Source organism: Caulobacter sp. P1_D6, assembly GCF_056406095.1.
This window is the reverse complement of the sequence record NZ_JBFUAW010000011.1, coordinates 129,598-148,254: the sequence shown is the minus strand read 5'-3', so window position 1 is coordinate 148,254 and position 18,657 is coordinate 129,598. Positions and strand designations below refer to the sequence as shown.

The following is an 18,657-nucleotide window of genomic DNA, read 5'->3' as shown; positions in this document are numbered from 1 at the left end:
CGCTTGACCTCAACTTTGGTTGAGGTTTTACACGGGGGGCTCCTTCCACGGCAACGCCCTTCAGGAGCCAGCATGACCACTCTGACCGTCCCCGACCGCGCCGCGGTCGCCGCCGCCTTGTCCGATCCGCCGGTCTTCAGCGTCAGCATCATCCAGACCAAGCCCGGCAAGTTCGACGAGTTCGTCGCCCTGCAGCACGATCAGTTCATGCGGGTGCGCGGCCAGGTCCAGGGCGTGCGCGGCAGCCGGATGCTGCAGTCGCCGGCCAAGGGCGTGGTGGTGCTGATCTCGTCGTTCGACACGGCCCAGGACGCCGAGCGTTTTCGCCGCGATCCGCGTTTCACCGAGCACCTGGAACGCGTGCAGCCGCTGATCGACCGCGCCGAGGCGATGCCGGTCGAGCTGGCCTACGAAGTGGGCCTGATCTAGCTGGCCGCGTTCGACCGCACCCGCACATAGCTGCCGGGGGCGTCCTCGATCGGCTTGAGGACGCCCTTGGCCGGGTCGCGGGCTGGGACCTGCTTGCCCGACTTGGCCTTCAGCCAGGTCGCCCAGTGCGGCCACCACGAGCCGGGATGCTCGACCGCGCCGGCTCGCCAGCCCTCGACCGAGCCGGGCAGGTGCTCGTTGGTCCAGTGCTGGTACTTGTTGGCGTCCGGATGGTTGATCACCCCGGCGATATGGCCCGAGCCAGCCATGGTGAAGGTCACCGGCCCGCCGAACGCCCGCGCGCCGCGATAGACGCTGCGATAGGGGGCGATGTGGTCGTCCTTGGACGACTGCACATAGATCGGCGTCTTGACCTTCGACAGGTCAAGCTTCTCGTCGCCCAGGGTCAGGCGGCCCTGGGTCAGGGCGTTGTCCTTGTAGAAGTTGCGCAGGTAGTAGAGGTGCAGCGCCTTGGGCATGCGCGTCTGGTCGGCGTTCCAGAACAGCAGGTCGAACGGCCGCGGCTCCTTGCCCATCAGGTAGTTGTTGATGAAGAACGACCAGATCAGGTCGTTGCCGCGCAGGCTGTTGAAGGTGTCGGCCATGGACTGGCTGGGCAGGTAGCCGCCCTGGCGGTCGATCTGCTCCTCGATGGTCTTGATCCAGGCCTCGTCGGTGAACAGCAGCAGGTCGCCGGCCTCGGAGAAATCCTGCTGGGCGGCGAAGAAGGTGGCCGAACTTATCCTTTTATCCCCTTTGGCGGCCATGTGGGCCAGGGCGCACGACAGCAGCGTGCCGCCGATGCAGTAGCCGACGGTGTTGACCTTGTTGACGCCGGTCTGGGTCATGACCTGCTGGGTGGCGTCATAGATCCCCTCGAACATGTAGTCCTCGAAGGTCTTGTCGGCCTGGCGGCTGTCGGGATTGACCCACGAGGCCACGAACACCGTGAAGCCCTGGGCCGTCAGCCAGCGGATCATCGAGTTCTCGGGCCGCAGGTCCAGGATGTAGAACTTGTTGATCCACGGCGGGAAGATCAGCAGCGGGATCTCGTGCACCGTCTCGGTGGTCGGCGCGAACTGCAGCAGCTGCAGGATGTCGTTCTGGTAGACCACCTTGCCCGGCGCCGTGGCGACGTTCTCGCCGACCTTGAACTTGGCCAGGTCCGTCTGGCTGATCGCCAGCTGCCCGCCGCCGCGCTCCAGGTCGGCGGCGAAGTTCTCCATGCCGCGCACCAGGCTCTCGCCCTTGCTCTGCATCACCTCGCGCAGGGCGGCGGGATTGGAAATCAGGAAGTTCGACGGCGAGAAGGCGTCGGTCAGCATCTTGGTGAAGAACTCGACCCGGCGCTTGACGTTCGGATCCACGCCCTGCGCCTGCGAGACCAGGTCGTTCAGCCAGTTCGACGATAGCAGATAGCTCTGCTTCATCATGTCGAACATCGGGTTGGACGCCCAGTCAGGGTCGCTGAACCGCTTGTCGCCCTGGGCGGGGGAGACCACGGGCTGGGTCGGCTCGCCGGTCATCTTGCGGGCGGCGGACTGCCACAGATCCATGTAGCGGCTGAACAGATCGGCCTGGGCGCGCAGCAGCCGGTCGGGCTGGGCGGCCAGGCTGGTCATCACCTCGTTGAAGGCCGGACCGACGTGGAAGGGATCGGGGCTGAGGGCGGCGGGACGGTCGGCCTGGCGCAGGGCGGCCTCGGCGATCGCGCCCTGGGCGGTGACGGCGGCGCGGGCCAGATTGGCCGACAGAGTCTCCAGCATCTGGCGCTGGTCGGGCGACAGGAAGGCCTCGAAGTCGGGCAGGGCGCTGGAAACCGGCGGCGGCTCGGCGCGTCCGGCCCGGGTCGCCGATTCGGCGGCCCGGGCGCGGGAGTCCGGTTGCGGATCGACTTTCGGCGGAACCTTCGGCGCGGCCTTGCTCTTGGCCTTGGCGGCGCTCGGCGCCGCGTCCGCCTTGGCGGCGGGCTTTTTGCGCGGTTTGGGGGAGGTTTCGGTCGTGGCCATGGACTTCCTTCCGCCGTCTTGTCTTGGGCCATCTCACCTTGGCGGCGTGGATGGCCTTTCGCTCGCCGCGATCATCGCATAAGACCTGAGACAAGATGAACGACGAAACCGGTAAAATCGTGCGTCTCGGCGTACTCTTTCGCGGCGCGGCCCAAGTCAGCCTGACTGTGGGCCTGCTGGCGGGACTGACCGCGTGCGCGTCGTCGATGTCCTCGATGTCGCCGTTCTCGCCGCCGCCGGCCGATCCCAGCTCGCCCGTGGCCGCCGCCGCCAACGCCGCGGCCAAGGATTCCAAGCACGCCGACCTGCCGCGCTTCATCGACATTCCGCCGATCCCGACCGACGTGCGCACGCCCGTCGAGTTCAAGAAGGCCGTCGGCGCCGAAAAGGTGGCCGCCGACAAGCTGAAGCGCGACACCGCGCCCGGCACCTGGACCCTGTCCGACACCGAAGGCTACGCGTCCAAGGCCCGCAAGCTGGGCAAGGCCCCGCCGAGCGACATCCCCACCGACGCCGACCGCGCCGCGACCGAAGCCTTCGCAAAGGCGGCGCGCGACCGAGCTACTGCGCCTCCGTCCAAGCCCCAATAGGGCGACGGAGGCATAAAATTCCCGTAACTGGCTTGGCTATACCCCGCCCGGGGTCTATCCATGCCCGACATCCGCTCCCGGCGCGCCGCTGCGGCGCAATGAGCATTCCATGACCTCCGATTTCCACCGTATCCGTCGCCTCCCGCCCTACGTCTTTGAAGAGGTGAACAAGATCAAGGCGCGCCTGCGCGCCGAGGGCACCGACATCATCGACTTCGGGATGGGCAATCCCGACATGCCCACGCCCAAGCACATCGTCGACAAGCTGATCGAAACCGCGCGCGACCCGAAGGCCGGCCGCTATTCGGCGTCCAAGGGCATCGCCGGCCTGCGCAAGGCCATGGCCGGCTACTACGGCCGCCGGTTCGGCGTGAAGCTGAACCCCGACACCGAGGTGATCGCCACCCTGGGGTCCAAGGAAGGCTTCGCCAACCTGGCCCAGGCCCTGACCGCCCCGGGCGACGTGGTCATCTGCCCGAACCCGGCCTATCCGATCCACGCCTTCGGTTTCATCATGGCCGGCGGCGTCATCCGCCACGTGCCGGCCCTCAGCCCTGAGCAGTACCTGTCCAACATCAGCCGCGCGGCCAAGCACTCGGTGCCGCCCGCCAGCGTGCTGATCCTGTCCTATCCGTCCAACCCGACCGCCCAGTGGGTGGACCTGGACTTCTACAAGGACGCCGTCGCCCTAGCCAAGAAGCACGAGCTGCTGGTGATCAGCGACGTGGCCTATGGCGAGATCTATTTCGACAACAACCCGCCGCCCTCGATCCTGCAGGTCGACGGGGCCAAGGACATCGCCGTCGAGGTCAACTCGCTGTCGAAGACCTACGCCATGGCCGGCTGGCGCGTGGGCATGGTGGTCGGCAACGCCCGCATCTGCGCGGCCCTGGCCCGGGTGAAGTCGTACCTGGACTACGGCGCCTACACCCCGGTGCAGGTGGCCGCGGCCGCCGCGCTGAACGGCCCCCAGGACTGCGTCGACGAGATCCGCGCCATCTATAAAGGCCGTCGCGACACCCTGGTGTCGTCGATGAAACGCGCCGGTTGGGAAATTCCCAATCCGCCGGCCTCGATGTTCGCCTGGGCCAAGATCCCCCCGCAGTTCGAAGCCGCCGGCTCGATGCTGTTCTCGCGCCTGCTGATCGAGGAGGCCGGCGTCGCCGTGGCTCCCGGCATCGGCTTCGGCGAATACGGCGAGGGCTATGTCCGCATCGGCCTCGTCGAGAACGAGCAGCGGATCAAGCAGGCCGCCCGCAACGTCAAGAAGTTCATCGCCAACGCCGACACCATCCTGGCCAAGGCGCACAACAAGATGGAACAGGTCTGAGCCGCCGACCCGAAAGGGTAGGGGCGTCGCACGGCCGATCGAACTAGGAATGCAAGCATGACCCAGAAAACCTGGCGCGTCGGCGTCGCCGGCCTCGGCACCGTCGGCGGAGGGCTGTTGCAGTTCCTGGCCGAGCAACCGGACTTCGCCCCCGCCGGCGATCGGGCCGTGGTGACGGCGGTTTCGGCCCGCTCCAAGTCGCGGCCGCGCACGGTCGACATCTCGGGCCTGACCTGGTTCGACGATCCGGTCGCCCTGGCCTCGTCGCCGGACGTCGACCTGTTCGTCGAACTGGTCGGCGGCAGCGACGGCCCGGCCAAGGCCGCCGTCGAGGCCGCCCTGAAGCTGGGCAAGCCGGTGGTCACCGCCAACAAGGCCCTTATCGCCGAGCATGGCGCGGAACTGGCCGCCCTGGCCGAGGCCAACGACGCGCCGCTGCTGTTCGAAGCGGCCGTCATGGGCGGCACGCCGGCCGTTAAGATGCTGCGCGAGGCCATGGTCGGCGACGAGGTGATCGGCGTGGCCGGCATCCTCAACGGCACCTGCAACTTCATCCTCAGCGAGATGGAGAAGACCGGCCGCGACTTCGCCGACGTGCTGCGCGAGGCCCAGGGCCTGGGCTATGCCGAGGCCGATCCGACCATGGACGTCGGCGGCTTCGACGCCGGCCACAAGATCAGCATCCTGGCCGCCCTGGCCTTCGGCTGCGCCCCCGACTTCGGCGCCGCCGAGATCGAGGGCATCAGCGACGTCGAACTGCTGGACATCAAGCTGGCCAAGGACCTCGGCTACCGCATCAAGTTGGTGGCCGGCGCCGCCAAGAGCGACGACGGCGTGTCGGTGAAGGTGCATCCGTCGCTGGTCCCGCTGGAGCATCCGCTTGCCCAGGCCGGCGGGGCGCTCAACGCGTTGTTCATCGAGGGCAAGCGGATCGGCCGGATCTTCATCCAGGGGCCGGGCGCGGGCGCGGGCCCGACCGCCGCCGCCGTGGCCGCCGACATCGCCGACGTGATGACCGGCGCCAAGCGCCCGGTGTTCCAGGCTCCGGCCGGCCAGCTGAAGCCGTTCGTGGCCGTCGATCCGGCCCGTTCGGTGGGCAAGGCCTATCTGCGGATCATGGTCCGCGACGAGCCCGGCGCCATCGCCGCCATCTCCGAGACCCTGGCCGAATGCACGGTCTCGATCGACAGCTTCCTGCAGAAACCCGTCGAGGGCGCGGGGGGCGTTCCGATCGTGCTCGTCACGCATGCGACTCCCGAATCCAATCTCCTCGACGCGATTAGTCGCATCGAAAAACTGCACGCCGTGCTAGAGCGTCCCCGCCTTTTGCGCGTCGCGCGCATCTGAGAACCGCGCCAAGCGGTCGGCAAGGAAAGCCTCGCATAGGCTGGGAGACGTTGATGAGTTCGAAGACCCTGGACCGTTCGCTGGTCCTGGACGCGGTCCGCGTGACCGAAGCCGCCGCCATCGCCTCGTGGACGATGGTGGGCCGGGGCGACGAGATCGCGGCTGACCAGGCCGCCGTCGACGCCATGCGCAACGCTCTGAACGAACTGGCGATCGACGGCGAGATCGTGATCGGCGAGGGCGAGCGCGACGAAGCGCCCATGCTCTATATCGGCGAGAAGGTCGGCACGGGGCAGGGCCCCGCCATCGACATCGCCCTGGACCCGCTGGAAGGCACCACCCTGACGGCCAAGGCCATGCCCAACGCGCTGGCCGTCATGGCCTGGGCGCCCAAGGGCAGCCTGCTGAACGCCCCCGACACCTACATGGACAAGATCGCCTGCGGACCGGGCCTGCCGGCCGGGGTGATCGACCTGGACAAGTCGCCCGCCGACAACATCAGGGCCGTGGCCGCCGCCAAGGGCGTCGATCCCGAGCACATCACCGTCTGCGTGCTGGACCGCCCCCGTCACGCCGAGATCATCGCCAGCGTCCGCTCGGTGGGCGCGCGGGTCTATCTGATCACCGACGGCGACGTGGCCGGCGTGATCGCCACGACCGATCCCTCGACCGGCATCGACCTCTATGTCGGCTCCGGCGGCGCGCCCGAGGGCGTGCTCGCTTGCGCGGCGCTGAAATGCGTCGGGGGCCAGTTCCAGGGCCGCCTCTTGTTCCGCAACGGCGACGAGCGCGCCCGGGCGGCCAAGTGGGGCATCACCGAGCTCGACAAGAAGTACGACCTGCACGAGATCGTCCGCGACGACGCGATCTTCGCGGCCACCGGCGTCACCTGGGGCAACCTGCTGGACGGGGTGACCTACAAGGACGGTTTCGTCCACACCCATACGCTGGTCATGAACTCGTCGACCGGCACGGTGCGCGAAGTGCGCATGAAGCGGAAAGCCTAGGGGCATTTTTCGACGAGGCTGCCGCCGTCGTCGTCAAACTGCGTCAAAGCCATGATTTAGAGGCCTTTTCCGATCAATCGGCGGAAAAGGCCCCGGCCTTCCGCTAAGGTCGCCCGCGAATCCTTTTCTCCCTACGAGGCCCTGTATGACCACGCTGACCGATCTCGCCGGATGGCTCGCCCAGGAGCCCGCTGGCGACGAGGTGAAGGCCGTCGTCACCGCGATCGCCGGCGCCTGCGCCCAGATCAGCAAGGTCGTGGCCTCGGGCGCGATCTCCGGCAGCCTGGGCGCGGCCGGCCGGGTCAACGTCCAGGACGAAGAGCAGAAGAAGCTCGACATCATCACCAACGACATCCTGCGCGACGCGTTGAACGACTGTCCGCTGGTGGCGGGTCTGGCGTCCGAGGAGCTGGAGGTGATCGAGACCACCGGGGCCGTCGGCGGCTTCCTGGTGACCTTCGATCCGCTGGACGGCTCCAGCAATATCGACGTCAACGTGTCGGTCGGCACGATCTTCTCGATCCTGCCCGCGCCGGCCGGCGTCGCGCCCACCGAGGCCGACTTCCTGCTGCCCGGCCGCCAGCAGGTCGCCGCCGGCTATGCGGTCTACGGGCCCCAGACCATGCTGGTGCTGACCCTGTCCAAGGGCGTGGTCGGCTTCACGCTGGACGCCGACGGCGCCTGGCGGCTGACCCACCAGACCGTGTCGATCCCGGCCGACACCGCCGAGTTCGCGATCAACATGTCCAACCAGCGCCACTGGGCCGCGCCGGTGCGCGCCTATATCGACGGCTGCCTGCAAGGCAAGTCGGGCCCGCGCGGCAAGAACTTCAACATGCGCTGGGTCGCCTCGATGGTGGCCGACGTCCACCGCATCCTGATGCGCGGCGGGATCTTCATGTACCCGTGGGACGCCCGCGAGCCAGATAAGCCGGGCAAGCTGCGCTTGCTCTACGAAGCCAACCCGATGTCGCTGATCGTCGAGCGAGCCGGCGGCCAGTCGACCGACGGCGTGAACCCGATCCTCGACATCCAGCCGACCAAGCTGCACCAGCGCGTGCCGGTGGTGTTGGGTTCGGCCAACGAGGTGGTGTTGGTGGCGGAGTTGTCGGCTTAAGCCGGGGACATGCCCTTGTGGCGTGTCCCCTGTACAAGCGCCGCGCCTGCCGATGGGGACACGCCGCAAGGGCATGTCCCCCGGTGGCGCGTCCGTTTCTGACGCACCCGCGCCCTATCTTCCACGCTCGCGCCGCATGGAGCGAATCCGCCAACAGGCGTAGGTTCGGGAGATGACCACGACAGCCAAGCTCCGCATTTCCGGCCGCTTTCCCGCGCGGGAGGGCTGAGCCATGGCCGCCGACGGACACATCCCGCTCGAGACGGGCCACTTCCTCGACGTCTCCCGTTCGATCAGCGGCCGGGCCTGGCGTGAGCGGCCGGGCGACGCGGCGGCGGCGCGCAGCCACCAGCAGGTCCACGGCCTGTCCGAGCCCCTGGCCCGGGCCCTGGCCTCGCGCGGCGTGGGCGTCGACGCGGCCGAGCACTATCTGCGGCCGACGCTGAAGGCGCTGTTCCCCGATCCGTCCAGCTTCACCGACATGGACCGGGCCGCCGAGATCCTGATCGACGCGCTTGAAAGCGGCCGCTCGACCATGGTGTTCGCCGACTACGACGTCGACGGCGCCACCAGCGCCGCCCAGCTGGTGCGCTGGTTCCGCTACATGGGCGTCGAGCTGCCCATCTACATTCCCGATCGCCTGACCGAGGGCTACGGCCCCAGCCCGGCGGCCTTCAAGACCATCCGCGACACCGGCGCCGAGCTGGTCGTCACCCTGGACTGCGGGGCGGCGGCCTATGACGCCATCGCCAGCGCCGCCACCATCGGCCTCGAAGTGGTGGTGATCGACCACCACCTGATGCGCGAGGACCCGCCGGCCGCCGCCGCCGTGGTCAATCCCAACCGTCCGGGCTGCCAGAGCGGGCAGGGGGTGCTGGCCGCCGCCGGCGTGACCTTCGTCCTGCTGGCCGCCCTGAACCGCGAGGCCCGCAAGCGCGGCCTGTTCACCGAGGACCGCCCGCAGCCGGACCTGCGCCAATGGCTGGACCTAGTGGCCATGGGCGAGGTCTGCGACGTCACCCAGCTCGTTGGCTTCAACCGCGCCCTGACGACCCTGGGCCTGCGGACCATGTCCAGCTGGGGCAATCCGGGCCTGAAAGCGCTGTTCGAGGTGGGCAAAGGCTCCGGTCCGGCCTCGGTGTTCCACGCCGGCTTTATTCTAGGCCCGCGGATCAACGCCGGCGGACGGATCGGTCGTTCCGACCTCGGCGCCCGCCTGTTGTCCACGGACGACCCGATCGAGGCCCAGGCCCTGGCCGAGGAGCTGGACGGCCTCAACACCGAGCGCAAGGCGGTCGAGGCGGGCGTGGTCGAGGAAGCCGCCGCGATGCTGGAGCGCGGCAGCAACTTCAATCCCGACGCCCCGGTGATCGTGGTGGCCGGGGAGGGCTGGCACCCCGGGGTGATCGGCATCGTCGCCGGCCGCCTGCGCGAGCGCTATCGCAAGCCGGTGGTGGTGATCGGCATCGATCGCGCCGCCAATGTCGGCAAGGGCTCGGGCCGCTCGCAGCCCGGCGTCAACCTGGGCGCGGCGATCCAGGCGGCGTTCGAGGCGGGCCTGCTGATGGCCGGCGGCGGCCACGCCATGGCGGCGGGCCTGTCGATCCGTCCGGATTCCATCCCAGAGTTCCGCGCCTTCCTGGAAGAGCGCCTGGCCGGCGAGATGGAGGCGGTGGGCGTCGAGGGCGTGGATATCGACGCCCTGGTCCAGCCCCGGGCCGCCAATCGCGCCCTCTGGACGGAGTTCCAGCAGCTCGCGCCATTCGGTCCCGGCAATCCCGAGCCGATGTTCGCCCTGGCCGGCGTTCGCCCCGAGCGGATGATGGCGATGAAGGGCGGCCACGTGCGCGTCGACCTGGTCGGACCGTCGGGCGACCGAATCAAGGCGATCTCCTGGCGCTCGGCCGAGACCTCCCTGGGCGAGCGCCTGCTGGCCGGCGGCGGCGCGCTGCACGTCGTGGGCCGTCTGAAACCGGACGATTATATGGGCCGTGAAGGGGTGCAGCTGGAGATCGAGGACGTCGCCGACCCCCGCATGCGAATGACTTGAAAAAACTGCTCTCAGTCGCTTGCGCCCTGGGGGGAAGCTTTGTATATCGCCTGCTCTTCGCGGCCACGTGGTCCCTTCGTCTATCGGTTAGGACGCCAGATTTTCATTCTGGAGAGAGGGGTTCGACTCCCCTAGGGACTACCACCGCGAAGCCTACTTAGACTTTACATGCGAATACCCGCCTAATGCAGGCGCCGTGGTCCCTTCGTCTATCGGTTAGGACGCCAGATTTTCATTCTGGAGAGAGGGGTTCGACTCCCCTAGGGACTACCACCCACCACGGACATTTCAGGTTTATGTCGGTCTAGCCGCTGCGACGAAATGTCGCGCGGGGGTTCCAATGGCCCTGTGACGTCAATTGGTTATTGACGGCTCTCCTATCGCGAGAACAGTGTTATTCTGTGGTGCTCGCCCCCTGGGCTGTCTGGGCGAGCCAGAGGGGCGGAATGTCTGGTTTCGATTTCGAGGACTCGGGATCGCATGAGGAATTCGTGCGTATCAGCGGTCGCGTGAAGTGGTTTGATACGGGGAAGGGGTACGGTTTCATCGTCCCCGACGATCCGGGCCAGACGGGCCTGAAGGACGTGCTGCTGCACGTCACGTCCCTGCGCAACTGTGGTCGGGAGACCGCGCTGGAAGGCGCCATCATCGTCTGCGACGTGGTCAAGCGTCCCAAGGGCTGGCAGGTGTCCGAGGTCGTGGATCTGGACGAAAGCGCCGCCAGCGCGCCGATGGAGCGGCCCAAGCGGTCGTTCGGCGACGGCGGCATGGGCCTGCGTCGCGACCACTTCCGATCGGGCGTCGACAGCGGCCGCCAGACGCTGGAGCCGGTGGGGCCGGCCGAGCGCGCCAAGGTCAAGTGGTTCAACCGCACCAAGGGCTACGGCTTCGTCGTTCGCGACGGCCAGCCGGGCGACATCTTCGTGCACATCGAGACCCTGCGTCGCGGGGGGCTGGAAGACCTGCAGCCCGGCGACGACGTGATGGTGCGCTTCGCCGAGGGCCCCAAGGGCCTGGTGGTGGCCGAGATCACCCCGGGAGAAGACTGACTTTCGCCATCGGCGCGTGACGTCGTAGGATCGCCGCGTCGCGGGACGCGGCGAGGATGATGAGGCGCGCGTGAGCTTGATGACGACGATCGGCCTGAAGACGATCGGGCGACACGCCCTGGCGCTGGTCGCCCTTGCCCTGATCTCGAGCGCCCTGATCGCCGCTCCGGTCCAGGCCCGGCAGGCCAAGCCCAGGCCCGCCGCGGCCGCATCCTCGGCCAAGCTCGACACGGTCGAAATCCTGACCAGCCGGGGACGGGTCAAGTTCACCGTCGAACTGGCAGTCACCAAGGCCGAGCAGCAGCGGGGGCTGATGTTCCGCAAGTCGCTGGCCCCCGACCGCGGCATGCTGTTCCCCTACAATCCGCCCCAGCGGGCGGCGTTCTGGATGAAGAACACTCTGATCCCGCTGGACATCCTCTACATCGCGCCCGACGGCCGGGTGCTGTCGATCGCCCGCAACGCCGTGCCGCACGACGAGACGCCGCTGCCCTCGGGCGGGATCATTCGCGGCGTGCTCGAAATCCCCGGCGGCCGCGCCGCCCAGCTGGGCATCCTGCCGGGCGACCGGGTGCTCAACAAAATCTTCCCGAAGGGCTGAAGGGCGCCCGTTCCGTTTGCTCCCGGCGACGAAGCCCTGTAGAGCACCCGCTCGGTGTTTCGGAGCGTAGCGCAGCCTGGTAGCGCATCTGGTTTGGGACCAGAGGGTCGCAGGTTCAAATCCTGCCGCTCCGACCACCTAGACCCCCTTTCCACAAGGGGTGACGATCGACCGGAGAGGCTTTCATGCTCGCGCGCATCTACCGCCCCGCCAAGACCGCCATGCAGTCCGGCAAGGCCAAGACCAAGGATTGGGTGCTGGAGTTCGAACCGGCCTCGGCCAGACGTTCCGACCCGCTGATGGGCTGGACCCAGTCGAGCGACATGAACGGCCAGGTGCGCCTGAACTTCGAGACCCGCGACGAGGCCGTGGCCTACGCCCAGCGTCACGAGATCTCGTTCCAGCTGTTCGAGCCCAAGACCCCCAAGCGGATCATCAAGGCCTACGCCGACAACTTCGCCGCCGGCCGCAAGCAACCCTGGACGCACTAGGCGTTCGGCTTCAAGTTTCCCCTCGGGGTCCGCGCCCTTAGCTCAGCTGGATAGAGCACTCGCCTTCTAAGCGAGCGGTCGCTGGTTCGAATCCAGCAGGGCGCGCCACACCCTCCGCGTTCCCGGGGGTTTCCCAAAGTTTCCCCGAGTTTCCCTTTCTGACCTGAGCCCGGCGGCCCTGGTCGGCAAAGGTCGAGAAGAAAAGGGCCGCTGAAGGCTGGCCCGCTCGGTTGTTTCGACGCGCGCCCCAGCGGCGGATTCGTCGTGAGCGCCGGTGCGAACCCGTCCGACCATCGCCAACGTCGTGGGTGTCCGCTCCGGCGCAGTGGATGCCGCGCGCGATGTTGGGCCGGCTGGCCCCTCGGTGAGGAGACGCTCTGTGTCGCCGAAACGCTCCGGGCCAGGCGGGGATAACGCGCTCCGGGCGTTCCTGCGTGAGCCGGCCTGACGCGCGGCGACAATTGTGTGAGGGGGCTGTGGGGCGGCGGCGTCATTGGGCAGAACGGCGCTGCGCCGCGTCACATGAATAGAAGAGTTCACCATGGACAGACGCCGCTTTCCCCTTGCGACGGCTGCGCCCGCGGCGCCCAGGCCCGGCGGCAATATTGACGTGCTGATCTCCCAACCGCGGCGCACCGCCCAGCGTCCCGCCGGGCGGTAGACAACGACGGGCCGGCCGTCGGGCGGGCGGCCTTGCCGGATTTCGAAAGGATATGGGGTTGCACGAACAATGGGCCGAGACCCTGATGGGTCTCCTCGTCCTCGTCCTCGCGGTGGGGGTTCTGGTCTTCTCGCTGACGGTGGGCGGCGTGGGCGGCAAGCCGGGCGGCTATGACGTCACGGCCAAGTTCGGCCAAGTCGGATCGCTGGCGCCGGGCGCGGCCGTCACCGTGGCGGGCGTCGAGGTCGGCACCGTTTCGGAAATCAGACTGGACCCCAAGACCTATCTGGCGGTGACCACGCTCAGCCTGGATCCGGACATCAAGCTGCCCTCGGACTCCACCGCCAAGATCACCAGCGACAGCCTGCTGGGCAGCGTCCACGTGGCGATCACGCCTGGCGGCGCAACCGACGACATCAAGCCGGGCGGCGAGATCGAGAACATCCAGGGCGCGGTCGACCTGTTCGGCCAGATCGGTTCGGCTATGCGACCACAAGGCGGCGGAGGAGGCGCCGCCGCCGCGCCGACGGCCGGCGAAGCGCCCGCCGCGTCCGCCGACACTGCTCCAGACAGTCACTGAGATGGCCGCGGCCCACGCTACGATCCCCGCGATCTTCAAACCGTTGCGCACCATCGGGCGCTCGACGCTGGGCGGTCAGATCGTCTGGCGAGGTTCGCCCCGCCGAACTCGACCGCACGGACAACGTCAATGCGCGCAGTTCGTCGACGCTCGGGCCGACTGCCCGATGACGAGCGCAGTTTAGGGCATGGCCTATTCTATGCGCGGGGTGGCGCTGCTGGCGGTCGGCTCTGCTTGTACTGCATTGATCAACTGCTCTTCATCCGGCCAGGGCGACAGGACTCCGGGAACGGGCAACGCGATCCTTGAGGCGGTCCATCAGCGCTCCGAGGGTGTCGCAGTCGGCGCCGACCAGGTCGTCGATCTCGATGTCGAAATGATCCTCGATCGCGACCAGCACCGCGTAATAGGCCTCCAACGGAAGTTGCAAGTCACAGATTTTGGTCGAACGGTGCAGCTTGGACCGAGCCAGGCCCGCGTTGCTGGAGATCAGATAGGCGACATCGCCATCGGTCAGGAAGCCGCGAGCGAAGAGGGCGTCGTTCATGAGCGATACTCCGTGAGGCCATGACCCAATGACGCCACGCAGCCATCGCCCACTCACCGAATTCATCCTTGGCTTTGGGGCGGCGGCTTTCCGGTTGCGTTGACCTCAATGGTCTGGCCCCATAGCCCTCCGGTCGGCCCTGGCAGGCGCTCGCAACATGATCGTGGAAGGTGATCGCGAAGCGTTCGCGTTCTAAGGGTTGCTGGTCAGCCGCATGCGCCGGTTTTGTCGGAACAGATGGCCATAGTTGTGACATTTCGCCGTGAACCTTATCCCGACAAGCTTCGCAACAGGCGGCTCCCAAGACCGCGCCAGCCTCATTGGATCTCGCCGTGGCCCTGCGTTGGACCGTTCCTCAATTGACATCCTGCTGAAGAGCCGCCGGTGCAGAGCCAATCGCCTCTTCTGGCGTCCTATCTTGAACGCCGCGACGACATGCGGCGGTTCTTCCTGGCCAAGCTGGGTCCCGACGCCGATGTCGAGGATCTCGTGCAGGACCTCTATCTGAAGGTCATCGCCCTGCAGGACGAGCCGGTGAACAATCCGCCGGCCTTTCTCTATCGGCTAGCCTCCAACCTGATGCTGGACCGCCTGCGCCAGCGTCGCCGCGCCGGCGCGCGTGACGCCGACTGGCGCAGCACGCACCAGACCTCGGTGGGACCCGTGGATGTCGCCGACGCGCCCGACGCGGAATCGGCCGTCATCGCGCGACAGCGGCTGGACAAGGTCATGGCCGCCCTGACGACGCTTTCGCCGCGCGCCCAACGGATTTTCAAGCTCCACAAGATCGACGGTCTGTCGTACGCCCAGACCGCCGCCGCCTTGGGCATCTCAAAAAGCTTGGTTGAAAAGCAGATCAGCTTGGCCCTGAGCCATCTTCATTCCAGGGTGATCCGATGAGTGCGGCTAATCTGCATCACCCCCCGACAAACCGGGGAGGCGAAGGTTGGTCGGCGACGTCGTTGCGGAGAGGCTGGCCCGCATTCGGCCGCGAAGCCTCAGGTGACCGCCCATGACCGCTTCTCCGATCGATCCGATCCTGCAGACCGCAACAGACTGGTTCGCCCGCCTGCGGGACGACGCCGACCTCGACGCCTGGACTGATTTCCAGACCTGGCTCGAAGCCGATCCGGCCCACCGCCTCGCCTATGAGGAGGTCGAGGCGCTATGGCTCGACCTGGAAGACCCGGCGGCCGAAGCCCTGTTGGCGACCGCCACGGCGACGCCTTCCGCCCCCACCGACACCAAGGTGCTCGAGCCCAGATCCACGGTCACGGCCTTCAAGCCGCGCTCACGACGTCCGACCCGCTGGCTGATCGCCGGCGGCGCCATCGCCGCCAGCGTCGCGGCCCTGGTGTTGGCGCCCAGATGGCTGCCCTCGGCCCCAACGGACTATGTCACCGCCAAGGGCGAGGTCCGGGCGGTGACCCTGGCGGACGGCTCACGCCTGACCCTGGGCGCCGACACGCGGGTCAGCGTCACGATGCGCGCCGGACACCGGGACGTCATCCTCGCGGACGGCCAGGCCGCGTTCGACGTCGTCCACAAGCCTGGCAACCCGTTCGTGGTCGCTTTGGGCGATCAGCGGGTTCGAGTCATCGGCACCGAGTTCAACATCTCGCGCCATGAGGGACGCACCGCCGTGACCGTGCGTCGCGGCGTCGTCGCCGTGGCGCAGGCGAGCGGCGGCGAGGTGCGGTTGACCAGAGGCCAGCAGGTTCTCCACACTGAAGGCACCACTGTCCAGGAGGTGCGCGGCGCCGATCCCGACGCGGTGTTCGCCTGGCGCGCTGGACGGCTGATCTACGACAACACGCCCCTGGCCGACGTGGTCGCCGACTTCAACCGGTATGGAGGCGTGCCGATCCGCATCGATCCTAGCGCGGCGAACGTGAAGGTCAGCGGTGTGTTCCTCGTCGACCGACAGCAGGCCATGGTCGAGCGATTGGCGCAGTTCAGCGGGGTGGCTGTCGTCACGCGCCCGAACGAAATCGTTCTGAAGGGGCAATGATCGCCAGTTGTCGGTCATGGATTTCGTGAGTCGGCCCACGCTGCGATGGGCAGGTTTGTCCGCGCTTGTCGCTGCGTCGCTCAGCCTTGGACCCGCCGCTGAGGCCGCGTCGCCCGAGGTTCGGCTGCGGGTGGCGCGCAAGCCAGTGCGCGCGGCCCTGATTGACCTGGCGCTTCAGGCCGAGGTGTCGCTGGGCGGCAATCTCGATGTCTGTCGCGGAGAGAGCCCGACGATTGCCGGGCTTATGTCGCTGGAGACCGCCCTTTCTCGCGTGCTGGCCGGGTCGGGCTGCACCTTCGCGATCCTGGATCAGCGCACCGTCGTGGTGCGCAGGGCCCTCCCGAAGCTCCCGCCGGCGGCCGCCTACGCGCCGCGGCTGGCCCCGCCGGTCGTGGCGGAAGCGGAGGGCGAGGTCGCGCTCGGAGAGGTCGTGATCACCGCCCAGCGCTTTCCCAACCTCCCGGGCCGGACCCCCTACGCTATCTCGGCGGTCTCCGGCGAGGCGATCACTCGCGAGCGCGCCTCCAGCTTGGCTGACATCGGCTTTCAGGTGGCTGGACTGACCACCACCAACCTGGGCCCTGGCCGAGACAAGATCCTGCTGCGCGGCCTTTCGGACGGGGCTTTCACGGGGCAGACGCAGTCGATTGTCGCCCTTTATCTTGACGAGGTGCCCATCACCTACAACGCGCCAGACCCGGATCTGCGGCTGGCCGACATTGAGCGGGTCGAAGTCATGCGTGGCCCCCAGGGCACGCTTTACGGCGGCGGTACGATCGGCGGGGTCGTTCGACTGGCCACGCGCAAGCCCAATCTTGACGAGATCTCCGGTCAGGTCCTGGCGGGCGCCTCCACCACCCGCCACGGTGGCGTGGGCGGCGAGCTGGAGGGTACGATCAATCTTCCGCTGCTGGCGGGAAAGGTGGCGATGCGGGCCGTGGGCTACGTTGAGACATCGCCCGGCTACATCGACAATGCCGGCCCGACGCGCAACGACGTCAACGCCTCCGAGCGGAACGGCGCACGCCTGTCGCTTCGGGCCGTCCTGTCACCCGCCTGGCAGGTCATGGCGGTGACCAACTACCAAGTGATCCACAACCACGACACCCAGTACGGTGTGGCGCGGTTGGGACCGTTGATGCGCGACAACGCCGTGCGCGAACCCCATGCCAACAGCTTCGACCAGTACTCCGTGACCCTGACGGGTGACGGAGACTGGGGCCGGTTGACCGGTTCGATTTCGCACTTGGGTCACGACTTCTCCAGTCGCTATGACGCCACGAGCCAGACGGCCCTGTTTGGCCTGCCGACGGGCCCGGCCGCCTTCGACGACGCGCGGAGCACCGATCTGGTGGTCGGCGAGGTCACCTACGCCACGCCGACCGGGCGGCGGCTGCATGGCCTTGTCGGCGCCTTCTTCTCCACCACGGAGGCCCGCTTCGACAGCGCCATGGCGCCGGCCACGACGGGCGGGGCTCCTGGCTATCAGGAAGCGCGCATCGACGACATCCGCGAGGCGGCCGTCTACGGCGAAGCCACTTGGGACCTGCCGTGGAGCCTGTCGGCCACGGCCGGCCTGCGCTGGTTCGACTACCACTATGATGTCCGATCCAGCGTCATCCAGGCAGGGGAGGCCCGCGCCTTCGCAGGGGAAGACGGCGAGCGCGGGGTCTCACCCAAGATCCTGGTCAGCTATGCGCCGAAGTCATCGCTGTTGGTCTATCTGCAGCTTTCGGAAGGCTATCGCCCCGGCGGATTCAATACCGGCGGGAGGGTGGGGCAGGTATTTGGGAGTTTCGGCGCCCCGCAACGCCAGTACCGCCCCGACCAACTCTGGAACCACGAGGTTGGTGTCAAGCTGAAGGCTTTCGATGATCGCCTGCAGATGCGCGCCGCGGCCTTCTATGCCGAGTGGGATTCGATCCAGAGCGATCAGTACCTCGCGGACGGCCTGGGCTACACAGTCAATGTCGGCGACGGCGACAATACCGGCCTTGAAGTCGAAGGCGCCTGGCGCGCCAGCGATCACTTCGATCTAAGTTTGGCGCTCCTGGTCAACAATCCCAGTCTGTCGCGACTCAGCGTGGATCCGGCGTCCGTCGCCAGCGCGGGCTTGGCGGGGGTTTCCAGCGGATCGGCCAATCTCAATATCGACTATCACCGACCTCTGGCCTGGGGCCCCACCTTGCGACTTCGCATCCAGACCGCCCACACGGGGCGCGCGCGACTCGGGTTGGATCGGGCCACCGGACGACACCTGGACAGCTACTGGACGACGGCGGCCAGCGCGGCGCTTGAAACCGACCGCTGGACCCTTGCCGCCTATGTCGACAACCCCTTCGACAGCCACGCCAACACCTTTGCTTTCGGCAACCCGTTCGCCCCGCGCAGCGACCAGGCCATCACACCTCTGCGGCCGCGCACGACCGGCGTTCGGCTTGTGTCGCGGTTCTAGACCTGTCGCCTCGCGACGTTGTGCGAGACGCTGAAGTCATCCCGGCCATTTTCGCGTCGCGCTCCGACCCACCGAAACGCCACTGGGCGCATCATGGGTCTCTCCATGATCGCCCCACACCAGCGTCGGCATCTGCCTTTGGTGGGATGGGCTGAATATCGCGTGCGTGGAGCGGTGCTCGAGTCCGCTCTTGGCGCCCACCTGCCACGTCCAATTCCGTCCATGGAGGCGCCCCGCTCCGGGCGGGCCGTTGGGCGCTTGGTCGGGAATCGCAGGATTCGCTGAGATCGATACCAAATGGCGAGGCGTGGTTCCCGCTTCCCGTTCGGAGCAACTCTGTCGCCCGATCCGCACGCACGCTTGACGCTTGTCCCTCCGCGCCA

The 18,657-nt window shown here is 67.6% G+C and carries 16 protein-coding genes and 4 tRNA genes; 18 read left to right on the top strand and 2 right to left on the bottom strand.

Features of this window, described 5'->3' with window-relative positions; genetic code table 11:
• Positions 1-72: 72 nt before the first annotated feature.
• Positions 73-429, top strand: coding sequence for a putative quinol monooxygenase (locus AC1DYP_RS08240; RefSeq protein WP_477045923.1), 357 nt, complete (start codon positions 73-75; stop codon positions 427-429).
• On the opposite strand, the gene AC1DYP_RS08235 is transcribed toward AC1DYP_RS08240, so the two are convergent.
• On the bottom strand, positions 426-2,438 hold the full coding sequence (locus AC1DYP_RS08235) for a class I poly(R)-hydroxyalkanoic acid synthase (RefSeq protein ID WP_477045922.1): 2,013 nt from the start codon (positions 2,436-2,438) through the stop codon (positions 426-428). The genes AC1DYP_RS08240 and AC1DYP_RS08235 overlap by 4 nt on opposite strands.
• Positions 2,439-2,533: 95 nt before the next feature.
• Between AC1DYP_RS08235 and AC1DYP_RS08230 the strand changes: the two genes are divergently transcribed.
• From AC1DYP_RS08230 to mlaD, 14 genes are all read left to right on the top strand, one after another.
• Entirely contained in the window at positions 2,534-3,028 is a 495-nt protein-coding gene (locus AC1DYP_RS08230; RefSeq protein WP_477045921.1) for a hypothetical protein, read from the top strand.
• Between the two features lie 109 nt (positions 3,029-3,137).
• Positions 3,138-4,358, top strand: coding sequence for an LL-diaminopimelate aminotransferase (locus AC1DYP_RS08225; protein ID WP_477035827.1), 1,221 nt, complete (start codon positions 3,138-3,140; stop codon positions 4,356-4,358).
• Positions 4,359-4,415: 57 nt separating this feature from the next.
• Complete coding sequence (locus tag AC1DYP_RS08220; RefSeq protein ID WP_056460844.1) at positions 4,416-5,705, top strand: homoserine dehydrogenase; 1,290 nt, start codon at positions 4,416-4,418, stop codon at positions 5,703-5,705.
• A gap of 53 nt (positions 5,706-5,758) precedes the next feature.
• Positions 5,759-6,712 carry a class II fructose-bisphosphatase gene (gene glpX, locus AC1DYP_RS08215; RefSeq protein ID WP_477045920.1) on the top strand — a complete coding sequence of 318 codons (954 nt, stop codon included), beginning with the start codon at positions 5,759-5,761 and terminating at the stop codon, positions 6,710-6,712.
• A gap of 145 nt (positions 6,713-6,857) precedes the next feature.
• Positions 6,858-7,829 carry a class 1 fructose-bisphosphatase gene (locus AC1DYP_RS08210; protein WP_477045919.1) on the top strand — a complete coding sequence of 324 codons (972 nt, stop codon included), beginning with the start codon at positions 6,858-6,860 and terminating at the stop codon, positions 7,827-7,829.
• Between the two features lie 232 nt (positions 7,830-8,061).
• Complete coding sequence (gene recJ / locus AC1DYP_RS08205; RefSeq protein WP_477045918.1) at positions 8,062-9,879, top strand: single-stranded-DNA-specific exonuclease RecJ; 1,818 nt, start codon at positions 8,062-8,064, stop codon at positions 9,877-9,879.
• Between the two features lie 69 nt (positions 9,880-9,948).
• A tRNA-Glu gene (locus tag AC1DYP_RS08200) sits at positions 9,949-10,023 on the top strand.
• 54 nt (positions 10,024-10,077) lie between these two features.
• Positions 10,078-10,152 (top strand) — tRNA-Glu (locus AC1DYP_RS08195).
• 173 nt (positions 10,153-10,325) lie between these two features.
• On the top strand, positions 10,326-10,928 hold the full coding sequence (cspD, locus tag AC1DYP_RS08190; protein WP_477035822.1) for a stationary phase survival cold shock domain protein CspD: 603 nt from the start codon (positions 10,326-10,328) through the stop codon (positions 10,926-10,928).
• Positions 10,929-11,007: 79 nt separating this feature from the next.
• Positions 11,008-11,529, top strand: a complete 522-nt coding sequence (locus AC1DYP_RS08185) for a DUF192 domain-containing protein (RefSeq protein ID WP_477045992.1) — start codon at positions 11,008-11,010, stop codon at positions 11,527-11,529.
• Between the two features lie 60 nt (positions 11,530-11,589).
• Positions 11,590-11,666 (top strand) — tRNA-Pro (locus tag AC1DYP_RS08180).
• Positions 11,667-11,714: 48 nt separating this feature from the next.
• Entirely contained in the window at positions 11,715-12,020 is a 306-nt protein-coding gene (locus AC1DYP_RS08175; RefSeq protein ID WP_035079271.1) for an ETC complex I subunit, read from the top strand.
• A gap of 31 nt (positions 12,021-12,051) precedes the next feature.
• Positions 12,052-12,128: transfer RNA gene (locus tag AC1DYP_RS08170), tRNA-Arg, on the top strand.
• 605 nt (positions 12,129-12,733) lie between these two features.
• Positions 12,734-13,261, top strand: coding sequence for an outer membrane lipid asymmetry maintenance protein MlaD (gene mlaD, locus AC1DYP_RS08165; RefSeq protein ID WP_477045917.1), 528 nt, complete (start codon positions 12,734-12,736; stop codon positions 13,259-13,261).
• Between the two features lie 259 nt (positions 13,262-13,520).
• Here mlaD and AC1DYP_RS08160 read toward each other — a convergent pair whose 3' ends face one another.
• Positions 13,521-13,808 carry a hypothetical protein gene (locus tag AC1DYP_RS08160; protein ID WP_477045916.1) on the bottom strand — a complete coding sequence of 96 codons (288 nt, stop codon included), beginning with the start codon at positions 13,806-13,808 and terminating at the stop codon, positions 13,521-13,523.
• A gap of 384 nt (positions 13,809-14,192) precedes the next feature.
• On the opposite strand from AC1DYP_RS08160, the gene AC1DYP_RS08155 reads away from it, so the two are divergent.
• The 3 genes from AC1DYP_RS08155 to AC1DYP_RS08145 all read left to right on the top strand — a co-directional run bounded on the left by AC1DYP_RS08155 (position 14,193) and on the right by AC1DYP_RS08145 (position 18,274).
• Positions 14,193-14,708 (top strand): RNA polymerase sigma factor, encoded by a 516-nt coding sequence (locus AC1DYP_RS08155; RefSeq protein WP_477045915.1) that lies wholly within the window; start codon positions 14,193-14,195, stop codon positions 14,706-14,708.
• Between the two features lie 112 nt (positions 14,709-14,820).
• Positions 14,821-15,819, top strand: coding sequence for a FecR family protein (locus AC1DYP_RS08150; RefSeq protein WP_477045914.1), 999 nt, complete (start codon positions 14,821-14,823; stop codon positions 15,817-15,819).
• 16 nt (positions 15,820-15,835) lie between these two features.
• Positions 15,836-18,274 (top strand): TonB-dependent receptor, encoded by a 2,439-nt coding sequence (locus AC1DYP_RS08145; RefSeq protein WP_477045991.1) that lies wholly within the window; start codon positions 15,836-15,838, stop codon positions 18,272-18,274.
• The last annotated feature ends 383 nt before the right edge of the window (positions 18,275-18,657 follow it).

Coding starts and splice junctions, on each gene's coding strand:
- AC1DYP_RS08240 (WP_477045923.1), top strand. CDS start 73: ATGACCACTCTGACCGTCCCCGACCGCGCCGCGGTCGCCGCCGCCTTG.
- AC1DYP_RS08235 (WP_477045922.1), bottom strand. CDS start 2,438: ATGGCCACGACCGAAACCTCCCCCAAACCGCGCAAAAAGCCCGCCGCC.
- AC1DYP_RS08230 (WP_477045921.1), top strand. CDS start 2,534: ATGAACGACGAAACCGGTAAAATCGTGCGTCTCGGCGTACTCTTTCGC.
- AC1DYP_RS08225 (WP_477035827.1), top strand. CDS start 3,138: ATGACCTCCGATTTCCACCGTATCCGTCGCCTCCCGCCCTACGTCTTT.
- AC1DYP_RS08220 (WP_056460844.1), top strand. CDS start 4,416: ATGACCCAGAAAACCTGGCGCGTCGGCGTCGCCGGCCTCGGCACCGTC.
- glpX (WP_477045920.1), top strand. CDS start 5,759: ATGAGTTCGAAGACCCTGGACCGTTCGCTGGTCCTGGACGCGGTCCGC.
- AC1DYP_RS08210 (WP_477045919.1), top strand. CDS start 6,858: ATGACCACGCTGACCGATCTCGCCGGATGGCTCGCCCAGGAGCCCGCT.
- recJ (WP_477045918.1), top strand. CDS start 8,062: ATGGCCGCCGACGGACACATCCCGCTCGAGACGGGCCACTTCCTCGAC.
- cspD (WP_477035822.1), top strand. CDS start 10,326: ATGTCTGGTTTCGATTTCGAGGACTCGGGATCGCATGAGGAATTCGTG.
- AC1DYP_RS08185 (WP_477045992.1), top strand. CDS start 11,008: ATGACGACGATCGGCCTGAAGACGATCGGGCGACACGCCCTGGCGCTG.
- AC1DYP_RS08175 (WP_035079271.1), top strand. CDS start 11,715: ATGCTCGCGCGCATCTACCGCCCCGCCAAGACCGCCATGCAGTCCGGC.
- mlaD (WP_477045917.1), top strand. CDS start 12,734: ATGGGGTTGCACGAACAATGGGCCGAGACCCTGATGGGTCTCCTCGTC.
- AC1DYP_RS08160 (WP_477045916.1), bottom strand. CDS start 13,808: ATGAACGACGCCCTCTTCGCTCGCGGCTTCCTGACCGATGGCGATGTC.
- AC1DYP_RS08150 (WP_477045914.1), top strand. CDS start 14,821: ATGACCGCTTCTCCGATCGATCCGATCCTGCAGACCGCAACAGACTGG.
- AC1DYP_RS08145 (WP_477045991.1), top strand. CDS start 15,836: ATGGATTTCGTGAGTCGGCCCACGCTGCGATGGGCAGGTTTGTCCGCG.